The 22,684-nt window shown below is 67.8% G+C and carries 25 protein-coding genes and 1 other RNA gene; 14 read left to right on the forward strand and 12 right to left on the reverse strand.

From position 1 onward, the window contains the following. The first annotated feature begins 148 nt into the window (after positions 1-148). The gene (locus WDM86_11840; protein ID MEI9990721.1) at positions 149-1,195 is read left to right on the forward strand and encodes a TAXI family TRAP transporter solute-binding subunit; all 1,047 of its coding nucleotides are present in this window, start codon (positions 149-151) and stop codon (positions 1,193-1,195) included. Here WDM86_11840 and WDM86_11845 read toward each other — a convergent pair. Then, positions 1,192-1,854, reverse strand: a complete 663-nt coding sequence (locus WDM86_11845) for a glutathione S-transferase (protein MEI9990722.1) — start codon at positions 1,852-1,854, stop codon at positions 1,192-1,194. The genes WDM86_11840 and WDM86_11845 overlap by 4 nt on opposite strands. Positions 1,855-1,965: 111 nt before the next feature. Between WDM86_11845 and WDM86_11850 the strand changes: the two genes are divergently transcribed. Together WDM86_11850 and WDM86_11855 are read left to right on the forward strand one after the other, a co-directional pair. Next, entirely contained in the window at positions 1,966-3,354 is a 1,389-nt protein-coding gene (locus tag WDM86_11850; protein MEI9990723.1) for a leucyl aminopeptidase family protein, read from the forward strand. Further along, complete coding sequence (locus WDM86_11855) at positions 3,351-4,178, forward strand: C40 family peptidase (protein MEI9990724.1); 828 nt, start codon at positions 3,351-3,353, stop codon at positions 4,176-4,178. The genes WDM86_11850 and WDM86_11855 overlap by 4 nt, the downstream gene beginning before the upstream one ends. Here the strand turns inward: WDM86_11855 and WDM86_11860 are convergent. Both WDM86_11860 and WDM86_11865 read right to left on the reverse strand, forming a co-directional pair. Next, positions 4,175-5,110: a glyoxylate/hydroxypyruvate reductase A gene (locus WDM86_11860; GenBank protein ID MEI9990725.1), complete on the reverse strand. Its 936-nt coding sequence runs from the start codon at positions 5,108-5,110 to the stop codon at positions 4,175-4,177. The two genes, WDM86_11855 and WDM86_11860, sit on opposite strands and share 4 nt — an antisense overlap. A 38-nt stretch (positions 5,111-5,148) precedes the next feature. Then, complete coding sequence (locus WDM86_11865; GenBank protein ID MEI9990726.1) at positions 5,149-5,742, reverse strand: cytochrome c family protein; 594 nt, start codon at positions 5,740-5,742, stop codon at positions 5,149-5,151. 110 nt (positions 5,743-5,852) lie between these two features. On the opposite strand from WDM86_11865, the gene WDM86_11870 reads away from it, so the two are divergent. Together WDM86_11870 and WDM86_11875 are read left to right on the forward strand one after the other, a co-directional pair. Next, positions 5,853-6,590: a 3-deoxy-manno-octulosonate cytidylyltransferase gene (locus WDM86_11870; protein MEI9990727.1), complete on the forward strand. Its 738-nt coding sequence runs from the start codon at positions 5,853-5,855 to the stop codon at positions 6,588-6,590. Then, positions 6,587-7,450, forward strand: coding sequence for a prephenate dehydratase (locus tag WDM86_11875; GenBank protein MEI9990728.1), 864 nt, complete (start codon positions 6,587-6,589; stop codon positions 7,448-7,450). Before WDM86_11870 ends, WDM86_11875 begins: the two co-directional genes overlap by 4 nt. Positions 7,451-7,589: 139 nt before the next feature. On the opposite strand, the gene WDM86_11880 is transcribed toward WDM86_11875, so the two are convergent. The 3 genes from WDM86_11880 to nudC are packed head-to-tail and all read right to left on the reverse strand — an operon-like array spanning position 7,590 to position 9,615. Continuing rightward, positions 7,590-8,054 (reverse strand): GNAT family N-acetyltransferase, encoded by a 465-nt coding sequence (locus WDM86_11880; GenBank protein ID MEI9990729.1) that lies wholly within the window; start codon positions 8,052-8,054, stop codon positions 7,590-7,592. Then, positions 8,051-8,776 (reverse strand): hypothetical protein, encoded by a 726-nt coding sequence (locus WDM86_11885; GenBank protein MEI9990730.1) that lies wholly within the window; start codon positions 8,774-8,776, stop codon positions 8,051-8,053. The genes WDM86_11880 and WDM86_11885 overlap by 4 nt, the downstream gene beginning before the upstream one ends. Next, positions 8,773-9,615 carry an NAD(+) diphosphatase gene (gene nudC / locus WDM86_11890; protein ID MEI9990731.1) on the reverse strand — a complete coding sequence of 281 codons (843 nt, stop codon included), beginning with the start codon at positions 9,613-9,615 and terminating at the stop codon, positions 8,773-8,775. Before nudC ends, WDM86_11885 begins: the two co-directional genes overlap by 4 nt. Positions 9,616-9,799: 184 nt before the next feature. Between nudC and ffs the strand changes: the two genes are divergently transcribed. The 4 genes from ffs to WDM86_11910 all read left to right on the forward strand — a co-directional run bounded on the left by ffs (position 9,800) and on the right by WDM86_11910 (position 12,381). Next, positions 9,800-9,894: signal recognition particle sRNA small type (gene ffs, locus WDM86_11895), an RNA gene on the forward strand. Between the two features lie 76 nt (positions 9,895-9,970). After that, positions 9,971-10,381 (forward strand): hypothetical protein, encoded by a 411-nt coding sequence (locus WDM86_11900; GenBank protein MEI9990732.1) that lies wholly within the window; start codon positions 9,971-9,973, stop codon positions 10,379-10,381. After that, complete coding sequence (locus WDM86_11905; protein ID MEI9990733.1) at positions 10,378-10,572, forward strand: helix-turn-helix transcriptional regulator; 195 nt, start codon at positions 10,378-10,380, stop codon at positions 10,570-10,572. Before WDM86_11900 ends, WDM86_11905 begins: the two co-directional genes overlap by 4 nt. Positions 10,573-10,620: 48 nt before the next feature. After that, entirely contained in the window at positions 10,621-12,381 is a 1,761-nt protein-coding gene (locus tag WDM86_11910; protein MEI9990734.1) for a DNA polymerase III subunit gamma/tau, read from the forward strand. A gap of 240 nt (positions 12,382-12,621) precedes the next feature. Here the strand turns inward: WDM86_11910 and WDM86_11915 are convergent, their stop codons facing one another. Next, a complete protein-coding gene (locus tag WDM86_11915; protein ID MEI9990735.1) occupies positions 12,622-13,329 on the reverse strand; it encodes an HD domain-containing protein in 708 nt (235 codons plus the stop codon). 61 nt (positions 13,330-13,390) lie between these two features. Here WDM86_11915 and recR point away from each other — a divergent pair, with 61 nt between their 5' ends. Next, positions 13,391-13,993, forward strand: a complete 603-nt coding sequence (gene recR / locus WDM86_11920; protein MEI9990736.1) for a recombination mediator RecR — start codon at positions 13,391-13,393, stop codon at positions 13,991-13,993. Here the strand turns inward: recR and rmuC are convergent. Next, the gene (rmuC, locus tag WDM86_11925; protein ID MEI9990737.1) at positions 13,990-15,549 is read right to left on the reverse strand and encodes a DNA recombination protein RmuC; all 1,560 of its coding nucleotides are present in this window, start codon (positions 15,547-15,549) and stop codon (positions 13,990-13,992) included. The genes recR and rmuC overlap by 4 nt on opposite strands. Positions 15,550-15,646: 97 nt before the next feature. Between rmuC and def the strand changes: the two genes are divergently transcribed. The 3 genes from def to truA are packed head-to-tail and all read left to right on the forward strand — an operon-like array spanning position 15,647 to position 17,828. Beyond that, positions 15,647-16,165 (forward strand): peptide deformylase, encoded by a 519-nt coding sequence (gene def / locus WDM86_11930; GenBank protein MEI9990738.1) that lies wholly within the window; start codon positions 15,647-15,649, stop codon positions 16,163-16,165. A gap of 3 nt (positions 16,166-16,168) precedes the next feature. Then, positions 16,169-17,086: a methionyl-tRNA formyltransferase gene (fmt, locus tag WDM86_11935; GenBank protein ID MEI9990739.1), complete on the forward strand. Its 918-nt coding sequence runs from the start codon at positions 16,169-16,171 to the stop codon at positions 17,084-17,086. 1 nt (position 17,087) lies between these two features. Then, on the forward strand, positions 17,088-17,828 hold the full coding sequence (gene truA, locus WDM86_11940) for a tRNA pseudouridine(38-40) synthase TruA (protein ID MEI9990740.1): 741 nt from the start codon (positions 17,088-17,090) through the stop codon (positions 17,826-17,828). Between the two features lie 113 nt (positions 17,829-17,941). On the opposite strand, the gene murI is transcribed toward truA, so the two are convergent. Next, positions 17,942-18,751 (reverse strand): glutamate racemase, encoded by an 810-nt coding sequence (gene murI, locus WDM86_11945; GenBank protein MEI9990741.1) that lies wholly within the window; start codon positions 18,749-18,751, stop codon positions 17,942-17,944. After that, the gene (dapE, locus tag WDM86_11950; GenBank protein MEI9990742.1) at positions 18,748-19,911 is read right to left on the reverse strand and encodes a succinyl-diaminopimelate desuccinylase; all 1,164 of its coding nucleotides are present in this window, start codon (positions 19,909-19,911) and stop codon (positions 18,748-18,750) included. Before dapE ends, murI begins: the two co-directional genes overlap by 4 nt. Positions 19,912-19,970: 59 nt before the next feature. On the opposite strand from dapE, the gene WDM86_11955 reads away from it, so the two are divergent. Then, positions 19,971-20,843, forward strand: a complete 873-nt coding sequence (locus WDM86_11955; GenBank protein ID MEI9990743.1) for an SDR family oxidoreductase — start codon at positions 19,971-19,973, stop codon at positions 20,841-20,843. 30 nt (positions 20,844-20,873) lie between these two features. Here WDM86_11955 and WDM86_11960 read toward each other — a convergent pair whose 3' ends face one another. Together WDM86_11960 and WDM86_11965 are read right to left on the reverse strand one after the other, a co-directional pair. Beyond that, a complete protein-coding gene (locus WDM86_11960) occupies positions 20,874-21,962 on the reverse strand; it encodes an IS630 family transposase (protein MEI9990744.1) in 1,089 nt (362 codons plus the stop codon). A gap of 90 nt (positions 21,963-22,052) precedes the next feature. Beyond that, a complete protein-coding gene (locus WDM86_11965) occupies positions 22,053-22,616 on the reverse strand; it encodes a DUF805 domain-containing protein (protein MEI9990745.1) in 564 nt (187 codons plus the stop codon). Positions 22,617-22,684 lie beyond the last annotated feature (68 nt).

The raw sequence follows: 22,684 nt of genomic DNA on the forward strand, positions 1-22,684 counted from the left end.
TCAACAAACCCTTAAGTATGTTGCGGCATAACGAGATAAAGGCCCGGAACGCCGGGCGAATTGCGCTCCTTGCAAGGCCGCGGGACGGTTGCTTATTTCCGGACGCGTCCAAATCCTGACGCAAAAGGCGAGTTGGATCGGGTCGCCCATGAATTTGCGCCGAATCCTTGGTCTGTCGGCCGCCGGTCTTGCCGTGATCGGCGGCGCCCTGCTGCTCGCGGTGGAACTCGGCTCGGCCCAGGGGCTGGCGCCGCGCATCTCGTTTCAGATCCTGACCGGCTCGACCGGGGGAACCTATTTTCCCGTCGGCCAGCTCATCGCCGGCCTGCTCAGCCATCCGCCGGGCGTCGACCGCTGCGAGGCGGCGCCGGTCTGCGGCCCCGCCGGCCTGATCATCAGCGCCCGCACCTCGGAGGGCGCCGTCGCCAACGTCCTTGCGGTGAATGCCGGCCGCGCCGAGTCCGGGCTTGCCCAGGGCGACGTGATCGCCGAAGCGGTCAAGGGCGCCGGCGCCTTCCGCGGCAAGCAGCAGGCCGTGCGCGTCATCGCCGATCTCTTTCCGGAAGACGTGCACCTGCTGGTCGCCCGCACGTCGAAGATCCAGGGCGTCGCCGATCTGAAGGGCAAGCGCGTGTCGCTCGGCGCGCCGAATTCGGGAACCGGCGTCACCGTCCGCGCCATCCTTTCGGCCTACAACATTCCCGAACGGCGCCTGAAGGCGCGCCACGACACCAGCGATGTCGACGCCCAGCTTCTGCAGCAGGGCCAGCTCGACGCCTTCTTCTTCGTCGGCGGCCGCCCGGTCGATCTGGTGGACGATCTGATCGCCCATGGCGTGGCGCGGCTGGTTCCGATCGATGGCAAGGGCCGCGACAAGCTGATCAAGGCGGTGCCGTCGCTGTCGCCTGACGTCATTCCCGCCGGCACCTATCGCGGCACGCAAGCGGTGCAGACGGTCAGCGTCCGCGCGCTGTGGATCGCGAACGCGCAGGTCCCCGACAACATCGTCTACGGCCTGACCCGCGCGCTGTTCGATCCGGGCAACCGCGACGCGCTGAACGCCGGCCTGCGCTCGGCGTCGCTGATCCGGCTGGAGACCGCGACGCAGCACCTTCCCGCGCCGCTGCACCCCGGCGCCGCGCGCTTCTACCGCGAAGCCGTCCGCCGGCCGAACACCAAGGCGGGGAAGATCTAAGCCTCGCCGGCGTCGACTTCCGTCTGCGCCTCGGCGCCCCAGTCGCGCATCGCGGGCAGCGCCATCATCCGCCCCATATAGGCCTTCACCGGCGCCGGCACTTCGACATCGAAGGTCGTGAAGCGCGACACCACCGGCGCATACATGCAATCGGCGACCGAGAGGCCGCCGAACAGGAACCCGCCGTTGCGCCCGAACCGCGCCAGCGCCGACGACCAGGCATCGACGATGCGGCCGATCTGCGCCTGGGTCGCCTCGCGCAACACCGGCAGCGGCAGGCGCCGCACGAAGTCCATCGAAAGCTGGTCGCGCAGATCGGGAAAGCCCGAATGCATCTCGGCGGCATAGGACCGCGCCTCGGCCCGCACCAGCGGATCGGCCGGCCACAGCTTCGCCTCGGGATGGCGCTCCGCCAGGGTCTCGCAGATCGCCAGGCTGTCCCACACGATCGCCTCGCGCCCGTCCTCTTCGATCCGCAGGATCGGCACGCGGCCGGCCTTGGAGTATCGCTTGATCTCGTCGCCGGTCAGCGCCTGCCGGCGCAGCTTGATCTTGATCTCCGCGAACGGCGCCCCCGTCGCGCGCAGCGCCACATAGGGCCGCAGGCTCCAGCTCGACCACTCCTTGGTTCCCACGATCAGCGTGTAGCGTGCGGTCATCTCGTTCGTCCTCGACGGGCGCGCACTATCGCCCCATCGCCGCCGCGGCGGCAACATTGCGCGCAGGGACGCGCCGTCCTATCCATCGCCCGGCACGAAAGGAACCGTCCGATGCATTCGAGTCTCGTCAAGTCCGCGCGCAACGCCGTTCCCCTGCACGCCGTGACCAAGGCCGGGCTCAAGGCCTTTCTTGCGCGGCTCGCCAAGCGCGACGCGGCCATCCTGAAAAGCACCGGCTTCGCCGCCGGCGACGGCGAATTGCAGCTTCTCCCCGACGCCGATGGCGGGATCGGCGGTGCCGTGCTCGGTCTGGGCAAGGGCGAGGACAAGCTCGCGCTCGCGGTGTTCTCCGAGCAGCTTCCCGCCGGCACCTACCGCTTCGCCGACGTGCCGGAAAACGCCGGCGGCGCGAACGGCGCGCTGGCATGGATCCTCGGCACCTATCAGTTCACGCGCTACAAGAAGGGCAAGACGCTCGCCGCCAAGCTCGTCCTGCCCGACGGCGTCGACGGCGAAGAGGTTTCGCGCATCGGAGCCGGCGTCTTCCTCGGCCGCGATCTCATCAACACCCCGCCCAACGACATGGGGCCGGAGGAACTCGCCGCCGCCGCCCGCGACGTGGCGAAGAAGCACGGCGCGAAATTCGCCGTCGTGGTCGGCGAGGCGCTGCTCAAGCAGAACTATCCGCTTATCCATGCCGTCGGCAAAGGCTCGGCCCGCGCGCCGCGCATCGCCAGCTTCACCTGGGGCCGGCCCGGCGCGCCCAAGGTGTCGCTGGTCGGCAAGGGCATCGTCTTCGACACCGGCGGCTACGACCTCAAGCCCGCCTCCGGCATGCTGGCGATGAAGAAGGACATGGGCGGCGCGGCGACCGTGCTCGCCATCGCCGACATGGTGATGGGCGCCGGCCTCGACGTGCGGCTCTCGGTCTTCGTGCCGGCGGCGGAGAACTCGGTCTCCGGCAGTGCCTATCGCCCAAGCGACGTGTTCCCCTCGCGCAAGGGCCTGACGGTCGAGATCGGCAACACCGATGCGGAAGGACGCCTGGTACTCGCCGACGCGTTGGCGGAGGCCGACGCGGCGGCGCCCGATCTTCTGATCGACATCGCGACCCTGACCGGCGCGGCGCGCACCGCCACCGGCTTCGAGCTGCCGCCCTTCTTCACCGACGACGAGGCGCTGGCCGCCGACCTGGCGAAGCATGCCGCCCTGGCGAGCGATCCGATGTGGCGCCTGCCCTTGTGGCGCGGCTACGAATCCGCGCTCAACTCCGCCGTCGCCGACCTCACCAACAATCCCCATTACGGCTATGCCGGCGCGATCACCGCGGCGCTGTTCCTGAACCGCTTCGTGGAGAAGGCGAAAAGCTGGGTGCATCTCGACATCGCCGCCTGGGTCGATAGGCCCAAGCCCGGCCGCCGCACCGGCGCCGAGCCGACCGCGGCGCGCGCGATCTATTCGCTGCTCAAGGAACGTTACGGCCAGAAGGAAGCAGCTTGAACGATCCGCGCACCACGCCGGCGCGGCCCGATCTCGCCGCCGCGCATCTGAGGGGCCAGGTCGAGGCCGCGAGCTATGTCGAAGGCCGCGCCATGACCATCGCGCGCGGCCGCGCCGCGCTCCGCCACGCGCCGGCGCAGGATGCCCTGCAGGAGGACGAGCTGCTCTTCGGCGAGGCGTTCACCGTCTACGATTCGAAGGACGGCTGGGCCTGGGGCCAGTCGGCGGTCGACGGCTATGTCGGCTATGTCCACACCTTCGTCTGCGGCGATGCGATCGAGCCGACCCACCGCGTCACCGCCCTGACGACGCCGCTCCTGACCGGGCCGGACGTCAAGCGCGCGACGCGCGATCTGCTGCCGCTGAACGCCCGGGTGAAGGTGCTGGAAAGCAGCAAGGGTTTCGTGCGCATCGCGCCCGACGGCTTCGTCTTCGCCGGCCATATCGCGCTGCTGGACGTGTTCGCGCCCGATTGGGTGGCGACGGCGGAGCGTTTCGTCGGCACGGCCTATGTGTGGGGCGGCAAGAGCCATGCGGGCATCGACTGTTCGGGCCTGGTACAGACCGCCCTCGCCGCCGCCGGCATCGCGAGCCCGCGCGACACCGACCAGCAGGAGACGGCGCTCGGCCGGCCCGTGCCCTTCGCCGAGCGGCGGCGCGGCGATCTCGTCTTCTGGGACGGCCATGTCGGCATCATGCTGGATGCGACGCGGCTGCTGCACGCCAACGCCTTCCACATGCAGGTCGAGATCGAACCGGTGGAAGAGGCCGTTGCCCGCATCGCGCCGGTCGCCGGCCCGGTGACGTCGGTGAAACGGCTTTAATACCCCCGCGTCATATCCACGACGTTCTTCGGCGCCTCGCCGCGCTCCAGCGCCGCGATGCCGGCGAGGATCGACCGCGTCGCCGCCAGCGGCGACGTGATCGCGGCGATATGCGGCGTCGCGATGATCCTGGGATGTTTCCAGATCGGGCTCGCCTCCGGCAGCGGCTCGGTCTCGAACACGTCGAGCGTCGCGCCCGACAGATGACCCGAATCGAGCGCCGCGATCAGGTCCGGCTCGTTCACATGTCCGCCGCGCGCGATGTTGATGACATAGGCGCCGTTGGGCAGTTTCGCGAAGGTCTCGGCGCGCAGGATGTGCCGCGTGTCGGGCGTCAGCGGCAGCACGCAGATGAGAAAATCGCAGCCGCCGAGGAACGCATCCATCTCGTCCGCGCCGGCAAAGCTCGTCACGCCCGCCACCGTCTTGCGCGAGCGGCTCCAGCCGGTGACCGTGAAGCCCAGATCGCGCAGGCGCTCGGCGCATACCGTGCCGATCTCGCCCAGGCCCAGGATCCCGACGCGCGTGTCGGCGGTGGCGCGCGGCAGCATGCGCTGCCGCCATTTGCCCTCCGCCTGCGCCGCGGCGAAGAACGAGACGGTGCGGTGCTGCATCAGCACATGCAACACCGCGAACTGCGCCATCTCGCCCGACAAGGTCGGATCGACGAAGCGGATCAGCGGGATGTGCTTGGGAAAATCCGGATCGAGCAGGAACCCGTCGACCCCGGCGCCGAGCGAGAACACCGCTTTCAGGTTCGGCAGCGAGGCCAGCAAGCCCGGCGGCGGGCGGAAGCTCACCGCGTAGCGGATCTCCGCCGGATCGTAGGCGTCCACGCCATGGGCATGGACCTTCAATCCGCCGACCGACAGCGGCTGTTGCCACAGCCCGCCCCAGCCGGGCGGGACGAGCAGGAGGATCGATCCGTTCATGCCGCCACGCTCACGCCTTGGCGCGCGTCGCGCAAGCGTTACTTCTTCGTCGGCGTCGCGTCGGCGGCGGGCTTGGGCGGCGCGGGCGCCGGGATCGCCGGCGGGCTGTCGTTCTGCGTGCGCAGGAACGCGATCAGGTTGATGCGGTCGCTCGCGCTCTTGAGGCCCGCGAAGGTCATCTTGGTGCCCGGAACGTAGCTCTGCGGCGACTTGATGAACTTGAACAGGTTGTCATAGGTCCACGGATCGTGGCTGGCGCTCATCGCGCTCGAATAGGAGAAACCCGGATTGGTCGCGCGCGGCCGGCCGACCACGCCGTAGAGTTCCGGCCCGATCTTGTTCGGTCCGCCCTTGGCGATGTCGTGGCACTGCTCGCAGCGGGCGCTGATTGCCTTGCCGCCAGCGACGTCGGCGGTCGGCAGCACCGTGCCCCAATCGGGCAGGGCTTCCTCGACCGGCGCGGTCGCGGCGCCGCCGGCGGAGGCGGTCTCGGTCACGCCTTCGACGTGATAGGCCTCCTTGGCGGGCTTCTCCGGCTCGAACAAAGCTTCGGTCGCGAAATTGACCACGAGGACGAAGATCAGCGTGCCCAGGATCGCGCCGGCGATCTTGTTCCACTCCCAGGAATCCATAAGGTCACCGCTCCGCTAAGGCCGCCCGAATGCCGGGCGACATTACCCATGGGTTGGGAACCGTCATTGCGGCGAAGCGTCGCAGAATTCAAGGGAATTCAAGGGTTTCGATGAAACCGATCGTGCTTATCCCCGCCCGCATGGCGTCGAGCCGCCTGCCGGGCAAGCCGCTTGCCGACATCGCGGGCCTGCCGATGATCGTGCGCGTGTGGCGCCAGGCCGTCGCGGCCGGCATCGGCCCGGTCGCGGTCGCGGCGGCGGAAGGCGAGATCGTCGCGGCCATCGAAGCCGCGGGCGGCCGCGCCATCCTGACCGATCCCGACCTGCCGTCCGGTTCCGACCGCATCTTCCAGGCCCTGACGCGGCTCGATCCGGGCGGCGAACACGACGTCGTGGTCAACCTGCAGGGCGATCTGCCGACGCTCGATCCGGCGCAGATTCGCCTCGTCGCCGCCACCCTGTCCGAAAGCGGCGCCGACATCGCGACGCTGGCGGCCGAGATCGACGATCCGGCCGACTGCGACAATCCCGCCGTCGTGAAGCCGGTGGTCGCCTGGCAAGGGGCGCGCGGCCGCGCCCTCTATTTCACCCGCGCCCGGGCGCCGTCGGGCGACGGCCCGCTCGATCACCACATCGGCATCTACGCTTATACGCGCGGGGCGCTGGCGCGCTTCGTCGCCTTGCCGCCCTCGCCGCTCGAGATCCGCGAGAAGCTCGAACAGCTTCGCGCGCTGGAGGCGGGCATGCGCATTGCGGTGGCGCGCGTGGACAGCGTGCCGATCAGCGTCGATACTCCGGCCGATCTCGAAAAAGCGCGCGCATTGTTGAGCAAGAAGACATCGTCATGAGCGGATCGGCCATCTCCAAGGCCCGTCGCGTCGCCTTCCAGGGCGAACCCGGCGCCTATGCCAATCTCGCGGCGCGCGAGGCGCTGCCGCACGCGCAATACATTCCCTGCCCGACCTTCGACCAGGCGGTCGACGCGGTCCGGCGCGGCGACACCGATCTGTGCATCATCCCGGTCGAGAATTCGCTGATGGGCCGCATCGCGGACATCCATCACCTCCTGCCCGAGGCCGGCCTGCACATCGTCGGCGAGCATTTCCTGCGCATCCGCCACCAATTGCTCGGCATCCACGGCGCGACGCTTGGCGGCCTCAAGAGCGTCTACAGCCAGGGCCCGGCGCTGGCGCAATGCCTGAAGATCATCCGCGATTTGAACCTGAAGGCCGAGAACTGGCACGACACCGCCGGCTCCGCCAAGCACATCGCCGAGCTCAAGGATCCGACGGCGGCGGCGATCGCCTCGCGGATGGCGGGCGAGCTTTACGGCCTCGATGTGCTGAAACCCGATGTCGAGGACGAGCATCACAACCATACCCGCTTCCTCATCATGTCGCGCGAGTTCGACGTCGCGCCGAATGACGGGCGGCGGATCATCACGACTTTCGTGTTCCGGGTGAAGAACATCCCCGCCGCGCTCTACAAGGCGATGGGCGGCTTCGCGACCAACCAGGTGAACATGACCAAGCTGGAGAGCTATCAGCTCGGCGGCTCGTTCAACGCGACGCAGTTCTACGCCGACATCGAGGGCCACCCCGACGACGACAACGTCCACCGCGCGCTGGAAGAGCTCGCCTTCTTCACCTCGAAGCTGACGGTGCTGGGTGTGTATCCGGCGCACGAGTATCGCGACGACATGCCGTGACGCGTATTCGCTTCGTACAGAATTAATCCTGTCATGCCCGCGCAGGCGGGCATCCAGCGGCTGGGCGGGCGGCCAAACCTGGATTCCCGCTTTCGCGGGAATGACAATCTGGAACTTGGCGCATCAGAGACAATCTCTCTCAACGATCTGTGCGCAGCGCCCGCCACCGATAATACACCCGCGGTCCCGACCATCCCTCCTGCATGACCTCGTTCTCGCGCACGAAGCCCTCGCGCTCGTACCATGCGATGGCCTTGACGTTCGCGACGGCCGTGCGCAGAAGAATCTCGTCCGGCAGATGCTGCCGCGCGAATGCGAGCAGCCGCTTGCCGATGCCCTTGCCCTGGTGCTCGGGCGCGACGAATAACTGGTCGAGATAATTGTCGCGCGTGCGGAACGCCAGCATCGCCGCGATCGCGCCGTCCATCTCGGCCACGAACAATTGCCAGCCCTTGGCGATCTCGACCGGAATGCGCGCTCGCAAATCCGCCAGCGTCGCGTCCGATCCGGTCGCCAGTCCGGTCGAGACATGGCTCGCCATCCACACGCGCGCGGCCGCGTCGAACTCGTCCGCGCGCGCCGGCCGGATGACGATCCCGCTCATATCGTCAAACTCTCGCCGACGAAGGGCAGTCCCAGCTTGGCGATCACGCGCTGCGACGCGGCATTGTCGCGATGGGTCGAATAGAACAGCACCGGATGGCGCGGCAAAAGCGTGCTCCAGGCCGCCGTGACGGCCCCCGCCAGTCCACGCCCGCGATAGGCTTCGAGCGTGAAGACGCCGACATCCGCCGCCAGCAACCCCTTGCGCGCGGCGAAGGCGACGGACGCGACCTCGCCCTCGACCAGCACCGCGCACCACGGCTCCCACAAATGGCTGGGATCGGCGAAGCCGACATCGATCATGCCTTGCGGCATCCCCTCGCTTTGCAGCCGCGCCCGCAACGCCGCGCCGTCCGACGTGCCGCTGCGCACGATCGTCGCTTCGCCCGGCCATGGCGTGCCGCGCGGCAGCCGGTGGATCGGGCCGTAATTGTGCGCCGTCAGCAGCTCGTCCGTATCCACGATCTCGCGATAGGCGTCGGCGAAGCGCGGCACCGCGCCCGGCGCGCGGACCGGCGGCTCGCGCAGGACCAGTTCGTCGAAGGCCCGCGCCGCCGCTTCGTCGAAATCCTCGCGGAGATAGCCGATCCAGCCCTCCTCGCATCCCGACATGTAGAGACGCGGCGCGATCGCGCCGTCGGGATCGTTCTCGCCGGCGATCCGCCGGCCTTGCGTCAGGCGAAAGCGGGTCGCGGCATGCAAGGCAAGCAGCGCGCGCGTCACATCGCGCCTTCCGCGAACGCCTTGATCAAATGATGCGCGATGGCGACGGCGGGCGGCACCGAGATGTCGGGCAGCCGCTCGCCCGCGACCAAGCGCCTGGCCGTCTCGCGGTCGATCCACCGCGCATCGGCGATTTCCTCGCCGTCCGGCTTGAAGTCGCGGCTTTCGGCCTCCGCGAGACACCCGATCATCAGCGAGGACGGAAACGGCCAGGGCTGCGTCGCGTAATAGTGCACCTTGCCGACCTTGAGGTTCACCTCTTCCATCAGCTCGCGGCGCACCGCGTCCTCGATGGTCTCGCCCGGCTCCATGAAGCCCGCCAGCGCCGAATAGAAATTCCCCGGAAAGCGCTTGTTGCGCCCCACCAGGCAGGCGCCGTCATGCACCGCCAGCATGATCACCACCGGATCGGTGCGCGGGAAGTGCTCGGTATTGCAGGCGGGACAAAGGCGTTTCCACCCCGCATCGGCGAACGCGCTTTTGGCGCCGCAATTGGCGCAGAAGCCGTGGCGGTTGTGCCAGTCGATCATCGCCTTGGCCTCGCCCATGATCGCCGCGTCGGGAATCGGCAGCGTCGCCGCCGCGGCACGCGCGTCGCGGAAATGGCCGAGCCCCGCCAGCGGTCCCTCGGACGCCGGATCGCGCGCCGCCGAGATGTCGAGCGCGAAGATCGCGTGGTCCTTCTCCAGGCCGAGGAAGACGCAGGGCGCGTCCGGCGCCGCCAGCGAATCGGCGAGGCCGGGCTTGAGCAGGCCGAGCTCGACCGGCGCCGCCGCCTTCTCCGGGCCCGATGATGAAGGGCTGCAGCCGCCACATCGGCAGGATGAAGGACGACGCATCGCGCCGTCTGGCCGCGATCCAGTCGGCATCGGTGCGCTTGATGCTGGCCCGGTCGAGCGGGTTGCCGGCGAAGGGAATCATGGAACACCCGATAGCTGTTTGCGCCATGGTAGGGCGGGGCGGCGCCAAGGTGAAACCCGGATGGCGACTCGCAATTTTCCGGGTCTCGCCCTATATCCCGGCTCGGAAGTCGGTTGGACGGACCGCTCGCCAACCCGGTCAGGTCGGGAACGAAGCAGCCGTAACGAATCCGATCCGGGTCAGCCGGCTTCCACCTCCTTGCATTATGTAAAGGTCCCTTGACTCGTTTCACTTGGCCGCCCTATGTAAAGGATACTTTACAACGGAGGCCCCATGAGCACCCGATCCCTGGGCCGCGATCCCCGAAATGGACTTCAATTTTTCGCCGAGGCAATCGGCGCCCTTGTCGTGCTGGCAGCGGCAAAGTTCGCTTCGACGTACATCCCGGCAGCGGCCGGCACGCCGCTTCGCACGCTGCTCGATCTGCTTCCCGTGCCGGGCGTCTGGCTGCTTCTGTTCGTGATACTGCGCCACTATCGGCGCATCGACGAGTTCCAGCGCCTGCAATTCCTGAAAGCCGTTTCGCTGACCGGCGGGATCATGGCCGGCATTGCGTGGTCCTGGCCATCGCTCCACAAGGCGTTCGGCTTGGTCGTGGCGGATAGCGGCATGTGGGAGGTCACGTTCTCGATCCTCTTCGTCGTCATCACGACGGTTCTCGCCCGCCCGCCGCGTGCGCGATGAGAAACATCCTGAAGGAGCTGCGTGCCGAGCGCTCCATGACGCAGGTCGCGCTCGCCGAGGCGCTCAACGTGTCGCGCCAGACCGTGATCGCCATCGAAACCGGGCGCTACGACCCCAGCCTGCCGCTGGCCTTCGCCATCGCCGAGGTCTTCGGCCGCCGAATCGAGGAAATTTTCATCCACAAGGGGTGAAGATTCCGCGGGCGCCGGGCGCGGCCGGCTTGGTATAGTTCTCGCCTCATGGATGAAACCGACGAACCCACCCTCGGACTAGGCCTCGAACCCGCGCCCAAGGCGGAAGCCTATCGCGTCCTGGCGCGCAAATACCGCCCGCAGGATTTCTCAGGCCTGATCGGGCAGGAGGCGCTGGTCAGGACGCTGTCCAACGCCTTCGCGACGGGGCGCATCGCGCATGCCTTCATGCTCACCGGCGTGCGCGGCGTCGGCAAGACGACCACCGCCCGCATCATCGCCCGCGCCCTCAACTGCGTCGGCCCCGACGGCACGCGCAAGGAGCCGACCATCCATCCCTGCGGCGTGTGCGAGCCCTGCGTCGCGATCGCCGAATCGCGCCATGTCGACGTGCAGGAGATGGACGCCGCCAGCCACACCGGCATCGACGACATCCGCGAGATCATCGAGGGCGTGCGCTACGCCCCGGCCAGCGCGCGCTACAAGGTCTACATCATCGACGAAGTGCACATGCTGTCCAAGGCCGCGTTCAACGGCCTGCTGAAGACGCTGGAAGAGCCGCCGCCGCACGTGAAATTCGTCTTCGCGACGACCGAGATCCGCAAGGTTCCGGTCACCGTGCTGTCGCGCTGCCAGCGCTTCGATCTGCGCCGCATCGAGACCGGCGAGCTGGTCGGCCTGCTCGCGTCGATCTCCGAAAAGGAGAACGTGAAGATCAGCCGCGATGCGCTGGCGCTGATCGCCCGCGCCGCCGAGGGTTCGGCCCGCGACAGTCTCTCGCTGCTCGATCAGGCGATTGCCCATAGTGGGGAGAAAAGGGGCGACAGCGGCGAGATCCCGGCCGACGCGGTGCGCGACATGCTGGGCCTGGCCGATCGCGGCCGCGTGCTCGACCTGTTCGAGACGCTGATGGGCGGCAGGATCGCCGAGGCGCTGGGCGACCTCGGCGAACTCTACGACCACGGCGCCGATCCCCTGGCGGTGATGCAGGACCTGTTGGAGATCGTGCATTTCCTCACCCGCGTGAAAGTGGCGCCCGGCGCCGAGGGCTTCTTCGACGGCGGCTCGGGCGAGGCCAAGCGCGCCGCCGCGATGGCGGGCAGGCTCTCGGTGCCGTCGCTGACGCGGGCCTGGCAGGTGCTGCTCAAGGGCCTGCTCGAAGTGCGCGACGCGACGCGCCCGGTGGCCGCCTGCGAGATGGCGCTGATCCGCCTCGCCTACGCCGCCGACCTGCCGCCGACCGACAAGCTGGTGCGCGATCTTTTGGACAACCCTCCCGCTCCGAAACCCTCCCTCGCCCCCGCAGGGGTAGAGGGCCGGGGTGAGGGAGCGGCGCCACGCGCGATAGCGCCAGCCGGTCCGGCGACAAATGCGAAACGCGCGCCTGAACCCACGCTCTCCGCCGCGCCGCAAGTCCAACTGCGCTCGCTGCAGGATGTCATCGCGCTGCTCGAACCGACTTCGAGCCTCAAGGTGAACCTCGAGCACAACGTGCACCTGGTTCACATGGAGCAGGGCCGCATCGAAATCCGGCCCACGCCCAAGGCGCCGACGACGCTGGCGGGCGACCTTTCCCAGAAGCTGTTCGCGCTCACCGGCCAGCGCTGGTCGATCTCGATCTCGCGCGAGGCCGGCCAGCCGACGCTCGCCGAGCAGAAGCGCGACGCCAAGGCGGCCAAGTTCCAGAGCGTGACGCAGGAACCCCTGGTGCGGGCCGTGCTCGACCGTTTCCCCGGCGCCGAGATCAAGGAAGTCCGCCGCATCGCCGACGAAGACATCGCCGCGCCGACGCCGGAAGACGACGGCTAGGACGAATTTCACGTTCTGGAAATTCGTTGGAGGTGTCATGGCCCGCGCCTGCGGGCCACCCAGGTGACATAATTCCGCTCTTCGGAAAATTGCACGCGGAGGCGCGGAGTCCGCGGAGGACGACGAAGCCTCCGCGGACTCCGCGTCTCCGCGCGAACCACTTCAAGAGAGTACAGAACTCAACTGGGTGGCCCGCAGTCGCGGGCCATGACAGTGAGTGACAATAACGCCTGATGCGCCTCAAAGAAAATTGTTCGGCCAGATCATCGTGCGCCACATATGCGCCACCGGCGAATTGTCGAAGCCGAGGCCCTCTTCCGGCTGCTTGAAGTTCCGCCCGATCAGATCCTCGAACTCGCCGGGATCGACCGTCACCGTCTCGTCGAACGAATAGATGTCGTTCAGGCAGATGATCCGCGATGTCATGTACCAGCGATGGTTCCGCGCCGCCTCATAGGCCCGCCGCAGATAGTCCGGCACGATGTAATCCGGCCCGAAGAACCGGTCATAGGCCACCGGATATTCGTATCCCACGGCCGGATCGGGGAAGAACCGCAGCGCCTGGTGCTGCTGTATCGCCCAGCTCACCTCCTCGTCGACGTAAGGCGCGACCAGTTGCGCCCCCCAATAGCCGTGATCGCTGCGGATCAGGACGCCGTTGGCGATGTCGTGCAAAAGGCAGGTGAGGACGATCTTCTCCGGATGCCCGGCCTTGCGCGCCAGCATGGCGCTTTGCAGGAGGTGGTTGACGGTGATCTTGCCGAAGCGCAGGCGGAAGAAATCCAGCAGCGTCGGTCTGGCCGGCATTTTCGGCAGCTCGGGATTGTCGCCCTGCATCATCACGACGCCGGGCCTGAGCTGGGCGACCACGGCGCGCTCGGCGCCGCAGTCGCGGTCGGCGGCCGTGGCGATCGGCTGCGACAGAATAAGCCGGCGCGTGTCTGACATGGCGGTCTCCCGTTCGCCGCCGACCATGGCAAGATTCCGGCGGCCCTGCTAGATCGTCGCCATGACCAATTCCTCCATGGGGCCGCAGATCGAGCGGCTGATCCAGCTTCTCGCCAAGCTGCCGGGGCTGGGTCCGCGCTCGGCGCGCCGCGCGGCGCTGACCCTGCTCAAGAAGCGCGACCTTTTGCTCGAACCCCTGGCGCTCGCGATGCGCGACGCCGCCGCCGCGATCAAGACCTGCGAGATCTGCGGCAATCTCGACACCACCTCGCCCTGCTCGCTGTGCCGCGATCCGCGCCGCGATTCCCATGTGCTCTGCGTGGTGGAGGACGTCGCCGACCTGTGGGCGCTGGAGCGCGCCGGCGTGTTCCGCGGGCGCTATCACGTGCTGGGCGGCGCGCTCTCGGCGCTCGACGGCGTGACGCCCGAGCGCCTCAACGTCGCGAGCCTGATCGGCCGCGTGAAGGACGGCGTCGACGAGGTCATCCTGGCGATGAACGCGACGGTGGAGGGCCAGACGACGGCGCATTACCTGATGGACACGCTGGCGCCGACCGGCGTCACCGTCACCCGGCTGGCTCACGGCGTCCCGGTCGGCGGCGAACTCGATTATCTCGACGAAGGCACGCTGAGCGCCGCGTTCAAGGCGCGGCGCAGTCTTTAGACCGCCTCGCCGTCATCCTCCGCTTCGCTCTCCAGCGTCGCATCGTCGAGACCGAGCAGCGCCTGCGCGCCCGGAGAGGCTTCGACATTGCGCAGCGCCCGGTTCATCGCGCGCGTCCGCGTGCCCAGCTTGTCGATCGTGTTGGTCGCGGCATTGAGCTGGCGCTTGAGCGAATCCACCACCTTGCCGTGCGACAGGAACTCGGTGCGCACCGCCCCCAGCATCTGCCAAACCTCGCTGGAGCGTTTTTGGATCGCGAGCGAGCGGAAGCCCATCTGGAACGCGCTCAGCATGGAGGCCAGCGTGGTCGGTCCGGCCAATGTCACGCGACATTCGTTTTGCAGGTGCTCGAACAGCCCAGGCCGGCGCAGCGCCTCGGCGAGCAGGCTCTCGGTCGGCAGGAACAGGATCGCGAAATCGGTCGTGACCGGGGGATTGATGTATTTCTCCGACACGGTCTTGGCGAAGCTCTTGATCCGCGCTTCCAGCGCCGCCGAGGCCTCCTCCACCGCCACGATATCGGCGCGCTCGGTCGCCAGGACCAGCCTTTCATAGTCCTCCTGCGGAAACTTGGCGTCGATCGGCAGCAGCACCTCTTTCTCGTCGTCGCGGCCGGCGAAGCGGACCGCGTATTCGACGCGCTCCAGGCTATGCTCCTTGACCTGCGCGTTGCGCAGATATTGGTCGGGCGACAGGAACTGCTCGAGCAGCATGCCGAGTTGCACCTCGCCCCAGGTGCCGCGCGTCTTCACATTGCTGAGCACGCGTTTGAGATCGCCGACCCCGGTCGCCAGCGATTGCATTTCGCCCAGGCCGGAGTGCACGCGTTCGAGCTGTTCCTGCACCGTGCGGAACGATTCCGTCAGGCGCTGGTCCAGCGCCGTCTGCAGCTTCTCGTCCACCGTCTGCCGCATCTCGTCCAGCTTGGCCGCGTTCTCCTGCCGGATGGCATCGAGCCGGCCCTCGACGGCCGTGCGCAGCACCTCCTGCGCCGTCGCCTGCCGCTCCGACATGCCGGCAAGCTCCGCCGCGACCTTGTCGAGCCGTTCCTGCTGCTGCGTGCCGAGGTCCTTCGTCGTGGTCGAGAGCACCGCCGTGGTCCGCGCGAAGCTGTCGATCAGATCGGTCCTCAAATCGCGCGCCGCGTTCATCTGCCGGTCGCCGAACGCGTCCAGCTTGCCCTCGATCGTGGTGCGCAGGACTTCGCGCCCCTGTGCCGCGTCCTGTCCCATCTTCGCAATGTCGGCATCCAGCTTCTGGCCGATCTCGGCGACCGGCATGCGCACCGCTTCGATCCCGGCATCGAGCCGCTGCGCTAGCGAATCCTGAAAGCGCCGGATCGCTTCGCCGACTTCCTGGCGAATGCCGCGCGCCTGTTCGGCGCCATCGGCGCGGCTCCGGTCCGCCTCGGTGCGAACCGTATTCGCCAGGGCCTCCGCGCCGTTCGATGCCTCGCCGCCGCCTGGCTTGCGGCCGAAGCCCAGCAGCACCAGCAGCGCGAACAGGGCGGCCACGACGCTGAATCCCAGCGTGAGATAGGGGAGAATTTCAGGCATCGGTTGCTCCAGCCACCGAATATGGCTCGATTACCACAATGAAAGCAGTATCTTACCGTCGCTTGACCATGCCCGCCATCGCGACTATCTGAGCGTCATGGCCGTACGACCCATCCTTACCGCGCCCGATCCGCGCCTCAAAGCCGTCTCGCAATCCGTCGAGACGGTCGATGCCGCGACGCGCCGGCTGATCGACGACATGGTCGATTCGATGTACGCCGCCGACGGCATCGGCCTCGCCGCGGTCCAGATCGGCGCCGCCCAGCGCGTCATCGTGATGGACCTCGATCAGCGCGAGGGCCAGAAGAACCCGCGCCATTTCATCAACCCCGTCATCACCTGGCGGTCGGAGGACCTCGCGACCTTCGAGGAAGGCTGCCTCTCCGTCCCCGAGATCTGGGAGGACGTGGAGCGCGCCGCGCGCATCAAGGCGACCTATCTCGACCGCGACGGCAAGAGCCACGAATTGGAAGCCGACGGGCTTCTCGCGACCTGTCTGCAGCATGAGATGGACCATCTCGAAGGCGTGCTGTTCATCGATCACCTCTCCAAGCTCAAGCGCTCCATGGCGCTGCGCAAACTGCAAAAGGCGAAACGTCTGAAAGAGACGGGGTAGGGCGTGGCCCTCCGCCTGGCCTTTCTCGGCACGCCCGATTTCGCGGTGCCGACGCTCGCCGAACTGATCGCGCAGGGCCACGACATCGCCTGCGTCTATTCGCAGCCGCCCCGCCCCAAGGGCCGTGGGCTCGATACCGAGCCGTCGCCGGTGCACGCGCTGGCGCTCAAGCACAAGATCGCCGTCCGAACGCCCGCCTCGCTGAAGGATCCCGCGCAGCAGGAATTGTTCGCGGCGCTCGAGCTCGATGCCGCCGTGGTCGTGGCTTATGGCCTGATCCTGCCCAAGCCGATCCTGGATGCGCCGCGCCTCGGCTGCTTCAATCTGCACGGCTCGCTCCTGCCGCGCTGGCGCGGCGCCGCGCCGATCCAGCGCGCGATCATGGCGGGCGACGCGGAGACCGGCGTGATGACCATGCGGATGGAGGAAGGCCTCGACACCGGCCCGATCCTGATGGCCGAGCGCACGCCCATCGGCCGCAAGACCTATGGCGCGCTGCATGACGAGCTCGCCCGCCTCGGCGCCGACCTGATGGCCCGCACCCTGGGCGCGCTGGAACGCGGCACCATCGCGGAGACGCCGCAGCCTTCCGAAGGCGCGACCTATGCGAAGAAGATCGCCAAGGAGGAAGCCCGCATCGATTGGACCAGGCCGGCGCGCGACATCGATTGCCTGGTCCGCGGCCTCTCGCCCATGCCCGGCGCGTGGTGCGAGGCGAAGGGCGAGCGGCTGAAGATTCTCGATTGCGAACCGGCCAGCGGCAACGGCGCGCCCGGCGCGCTGCTGGACGACGCGCTGACCGTCGCCTGCGGCGACGGCGCGCTCCGCCTCATGCGGCTTCAACGTCCCGGCAAATCGGCGATGACCGCGAACGAACTCCTGCGCGGTTTCCCGCTGCCGCGCGGCGTCGTGCTCGCCTGACATGCCGCGCTATCGCCTGACGCTCGAATATGACGGCGCCGGCTTCGTCGGCTGGCAGCGGCAGGACAATGGCGCCTCGGTCCAGGGCACGCTGGAAGCGGCCATCGAGAGCCTCTCCGGCGAGCGCGTCACCGTGCACGGTGCCGGCCGTACCGATGCCGGCGTGCACGCGCTGGGTCAGGCGGCGCATTTCGATCTCGTGAAGGACTTCGCGCCCGACAAGGTGCGCGACGCGTTGAACCATCATGTCCGCCCCGCCGCCGTCGCGGTGCTGGAAGCCGCCGTCGCCGCGCCGGATTTCCATGCGCGGTTCTCCGCCACGGGACGGCACTATCTCTACCGCATCCTCACCCGCCGTCCGCCGCCGGTCCTCGACGCCGGCAAGGTCTGGCACGTGGTGCACGCGCTCGATGCTGAGGCGATGGATGTCGCGGCGCAGGCGCTGGTCGGCCGGCACGATTTCACGACGTTCCGCGCCGCCGAGTGCCAGGCGAAATCGCCGGTCAAGACGCTGGACAAGCTCACGGTCCGCCGCGCCGCCGACGAGATTCATATCGAGGCGTCCGCGCGCTCCTTCCTGCATCATCAGGTGCGCTCTATGGTCGGTTCGCTGAAGCTGGTCGGCGAAGGCAAATGGCGCGCCCGCGACCTGGCCGACGCGCTGGCCGCGCAAGACCGTTCCCGCTGCGGCCCGGTGGCGCCGGCGGAGGGGCTCTATCTGGTGCGCGTCGACTACACCTGAAAGATTCACGCGGAGGCGCGGAGCCGCGGAGATTCGGCGCGCGACGCGCGCCAATATTCCCTTCAAGCAAGGTCGAGCGAACCTTGCCCTCCGCGGCTCCGCGCCTCCGCGTGCTAATTCTGCAAGTCGATGAGTTCGACCGAACCGGGATCGATCGGCTGTCCCAGGAAAATCTCGCCTGCCCGCGCGAAGCGGTCGGGCGCGTCGGTGGCGAGGAATTTCAGCGTCGGCTCCCCACCTTCGCTCGCAAGCCCGCGTGCCGCGATCAGATCGGCCACCGCCTCCGCCGTCGTCGCCGCGCTATCGACCAGCGCGATCCCGTCTCCCGCCACGCGCGCGATCGCCGCCGTCAGCACCGGATAATGCGTGCAGCCGAGCAACAGGCATTTCGGCCTCGGCAGCGTCGCCAGCAGGGGATCGAGATAGCGCCGCACCGCCAATTCCACGATCGGCCCGTCGGTCAGCCCTTCCTCCGCCAACGGCACGAAGAGCGGGCAGGCCTGCTGCACGATCGGCACGTCGGAGCCCTCCGCCCGGATCGCCGCCCGATAGGCGCCGCCTCTCACCGTTCCCTCCGTCGCGATGACAGCAATAGGGCCCTCGGGCGCCGCCGCCAGCGCGGCCTTGGCGCCCGGCACGATCACGCCCAGGACCGGCAGCGGCGCCAGCGCTTCGGCGACCTGCGGCAGCGACACCGACGCGGTATTGCACGCGATCACCACCATCTTCACGCCGCGCGCCACCAGCGCCTTCGACGCCTGGATGGCATAGCGGCGCACCGTATCGGCGCTCTTGGTGCCGTAAGGCAGCCGCGCGGTATCGCCGAGATAGACGAAGCTCTCGCCCGGCAGCCGCGCCATCAGCGCGCGCATCACCGTCAGCCCGCCCATGCCGGAATCGAACACCCCGATGGGCGCGTTCATCGCGGCGGATCGGCGAAATAGGCGTCCAGCACGCGCGCATACAGCGCCGTCAGCGTCTCGATCTCGGCGACCGGCACGCATTCGTCGGCCTTGTGCATCGTGCCGCCGGGAAGGCCCATCTCCACGACCGGGCAGAAATCCTTGATGAAGCGCGCGTCGGAGGTGCCGCCCGTGGTCGACAGCTCCGGCATCCGCCCCGTCACTTCGTGAACCACTCTGCTCAGCATCGCCGTGAAGTCTCCGGGCGTCGTGAGGAACGGCTCGCCGCTCGCATGCGCGCTCACCGCGATCCCGATGCCGCGCGCCGTCGCGATCCGCGCCGCTTCGCTTTCGATATGCGCGATCAAACCGGCGCTTTTGTGGCGATCGTTGAAGCGGATGTTGAAACCCGCGCGCGCCTCGGCCGGAATGACGTTGGTCGCCGGATTGCCGACATCGACCGTGGTGAAGGCCAGCGTCGAGGGATCGAAATGATCCGTCCCGTCGTCGAGTTTCCAGCCGCTCAGCGCACTCACCAGTTCCGCCATCGCGGGAATCGGATTGTTCGCCTTCGCCGGATAGGCGGCATGGCCCTGCGTGCCGGTGACGGTCAGCCTCACGTTCATCGTGCCGCGCCGCCCGATCTTCAGCACGTCGCCGGTTGCCGCCGTCGCGGTCGGCTCGCCGACGATACAGTGATCGAGCGTCTCGCCCTGTTCCGCCAGCCACGCCAGCACGCGTTTGGTGCCGTTGACGTTGGTCGGGCCCTCCTCGTCGCCGGTGATGAGCAGGCTGATCGAGCCATAGGGCTTGCCGCTGCCAAGGAACCGCGCCGCCGCCGCCGCGAAGCAGGCCACCGCCGTCTTCATGTCGACCGCGCCGCGGCCATAGAGCGTGCCGCCCTCGATGGTCGCGGCGAACGGATCGTGCCGCCACAATTTGGCGTCGCCCGGCGGCACCACGTCGGTATGGCCGGCGAAGCAGAAATTCGGTCCCTGCGTGCCGATCCGCGCATAAAGGTTCTCGACCGGTGCCGTGCCGTCCGTCTGGAACCGCAGCCGCGTGCAGGTAAAGCCGAGCGGCGCCAGCGTCTCTTCCAGCACGCCCAGCGCGCCGCCGTCCTCCGGCGTGACGGAGCGGCAGCGGATCAGGGCCTGGGAAAGGGCGACGGGATCGGTCATCGGTTGCGATGTACGCGCACCCCTCGCTATGGTCAATCAAAGCGAAAAGGGAGGTTCTCATGGCCGGTCGTCTGGAAGGCAAGGTCGCCGTCGTCACCGGCGCGGCCAGCGGCATCGGCCGCGCCACGGTCGATCTCTTTGTCGCGGAAGGGGCATGCGTGATCGCCGCCGACATCCAGGACGACAAGGGCGCCCGCATCGAGGAGGACCATAAGGGCGTGGCGCACTACGTCCGCTGCGACGTGACGCAGGAGAAGGACATCGAGAAAGCCGTCACCGCGGCGAAGCGCCATTTCAGCCGCCTCGATATTCTCTTCAACAATGCCGGCACCGGCGGCGCCAACGATCCGGCCGACGCCGTCACGGCCGAGAGCTTCGACGCGGTGATGCACCTGCATGTCCGCGCCGCGCTGTTCGGGATCAAATACGCCGTGCCCCTGATGCGCGCGGCCGGCGGCGGATCGATCATTTCCACCGCTTCGGTCGCCGGCATCCGCACCGGCTACGGCCCGCTGCTCTATTCCACCGCCAAGGCGGCCATCGTGCACCTGACGCATATGGCAGCGGCGCAGCTCGGCGCCGAGAACATCCGCGTCAACTGCATCTGCCCCGGCGTGATCGCCACCAACATCTTCGCCCAGGCCATGGGCATCCCCAGCCAGATCGGCGAGACGCGGATCGAGGCCATCGCGGAGGCCGGCGCGACCTTGCAGCCCATCCCGCGCGGCGGCCGCGCCCGCGACATCGCCGAGGCCGCGCTCTACCTGGCGTCGGACGGCGCCGGCTTCGTCAACGGCCACGCCCTGGTGGTCGATGGCGGGCTGACGCTGGGGCCGACGGGCGCGGCACAGATGGCGGTCTACGCGCCCATCGTGCAGGCGCTCGGCATCGACCCCGAAGCGCTCGCCGCCGCGGTGCAGGCGCGCGGCTAGTGTCCTGAACCAGAAGTTCGCTATCTTTTGTCACGGCTTGGCCGGTGCGTTGTAGCGGCAGAACCTCTCGATAGAAGCGAGGATGTCGTCTGCGGACTTCGTCCACCGGAAGGGTTTTGGACTGGCGTTGTGTTTGTCGATGAAGGATGAGATGTCGGCGCGCAACGCTGCGACGCTTCGATAGACGCCACGCCTGATCTTGTTGCCGGTTATGAGAGCGAAGAAGCGCTCGACCTGATTGAGCCAAGATGCGCTTGTCGGTGTCAGATGCACATGCCAGCGCGGCCGTTTGGCGAACCATTTGCGCACCATCGGCGTCTTGTGGGTGGCGTAGTTGTCCATGACCAAGTGAACGTCGAGATCGGCCGGCACGGCGGCTTCGATCTCGTCGAGGAAGCTGCGGAACTCGGCTGCGCGGTGGCGGCTGTAGCATTTGCCGATGACATGGCCCGTGGCGATGTCCAGAGCCGCAAACAACGACGTGGTGCCGTGCCGCTTGTAGTCGTGGGTCCTTCGTGCCGGTTGGCCCGGCCGCATCGGCAGCATCGGCTGGCTGCGGTCGAGCGCCTGGATCTGGGACTTCTCGTCCACGCACAGCACGATGGCGTGCTGCGGCGGCGAGACATAGAGGCCCACCACGTCGCGCACCTTGGACACGAAGTTCGGGTCGGTCGAGAGCTTGAACGTCTCCATCCGGTGGGGCTGCAAGCCGAAGGCGCGCCAGATGCGCTGCACGCTGGAGACCGACACGTTGCTGGCCTTGGCCATGCCGCGCGAACTCCAATGCGTGGCATTGGCAGGCATGCTCTCCAGCGTCTTGACGATGACCGCTTCGATGCGCGCATCGTCAATGGAACGTGGCGCACCTGAGCGCGCCTCGTCGTGCAAGCCGTCTATGCCCTGCGCAAGGAAGCGGCGTCGCCACTTGCCGACCGTCGAGCGGTCCAGGCCCAGTGCTGCCGCGACCTGCTTGTCGTTCTGTCCGCTGTCCACGCAGGCCAGGACGATCCGCGCCCGCAGCGCCAAGGCTTGCGCCGTTTTGCGCCGCGAGGATAGCGACACAAGCTCCGAACGCTCTTCAGCGCTCAGCTCCAGCCCTGAAACTTGCCGACCCGCCATCCGTCCGCTCCCGCTTCGCTTCCAGAAAAGCATGAGGGCCAAGCACGAATCTAACGCGAATCTATGGTGGCGAACTTGTGACTCAGGACACTAGCTTCCGGCCAGCGGATCGGGTCCGAAGCGGTTGTCGCCCACTGTGCCGCGCAGGATGTAGAGCTCGACGAAGGCCCATAGTCCGATGATGGTCGCCGCGCCGCGCGCGATCAGGACCAGCGGCGGCTGGACCGGCTGGGGCGGCGGCGGCAGATGGTTCTGCGCCGCGTGGATCGCTGCGCCGATATTGGCGAGCAACTGCGGCATGATCATGAAAGTGGGTATCTGCAACACCGCCGGCAGCAGGAAGAACACGATCAGCCACCACGCGCTCTTGTTGCGGTCGTGCAGCCGCTTCGTCGCCACCGCGAGGCCGATGTAAAGACCGACCACGTACAGCACGCAGAAGACGATGCCGAACATGTGCCCCTGCGGCGATGCGGCGACGGCCGCCAGCGTCGTCTCCCCATGGGCCAGCGCGACGATGGTGTGGCCGCCGAGCGTGTAGGCGAAGACGACGCAGACCAGCGCGACATGAACCAGGCTCACCAGCAGCACGGCCCATTGCTTGGCGCGATTGATGCGGCCGGAAAAGCCGAAGAGATAATGACCCAGACCCATGGAAAGCCCCCGCCTTCGATGGACGAGTATCGCCCGCCGCGCCCTTCGCGTGAAGGGTTAATCCGTAT

The organism is Rhizomicrobium sp. (assembly GCA_037200045.1).
Lineage (GTDB): Bacteria > Pseudomonadota > Alphaproteobacteria > Micropepsales > Micropepsaceae > Rhizomicrobium.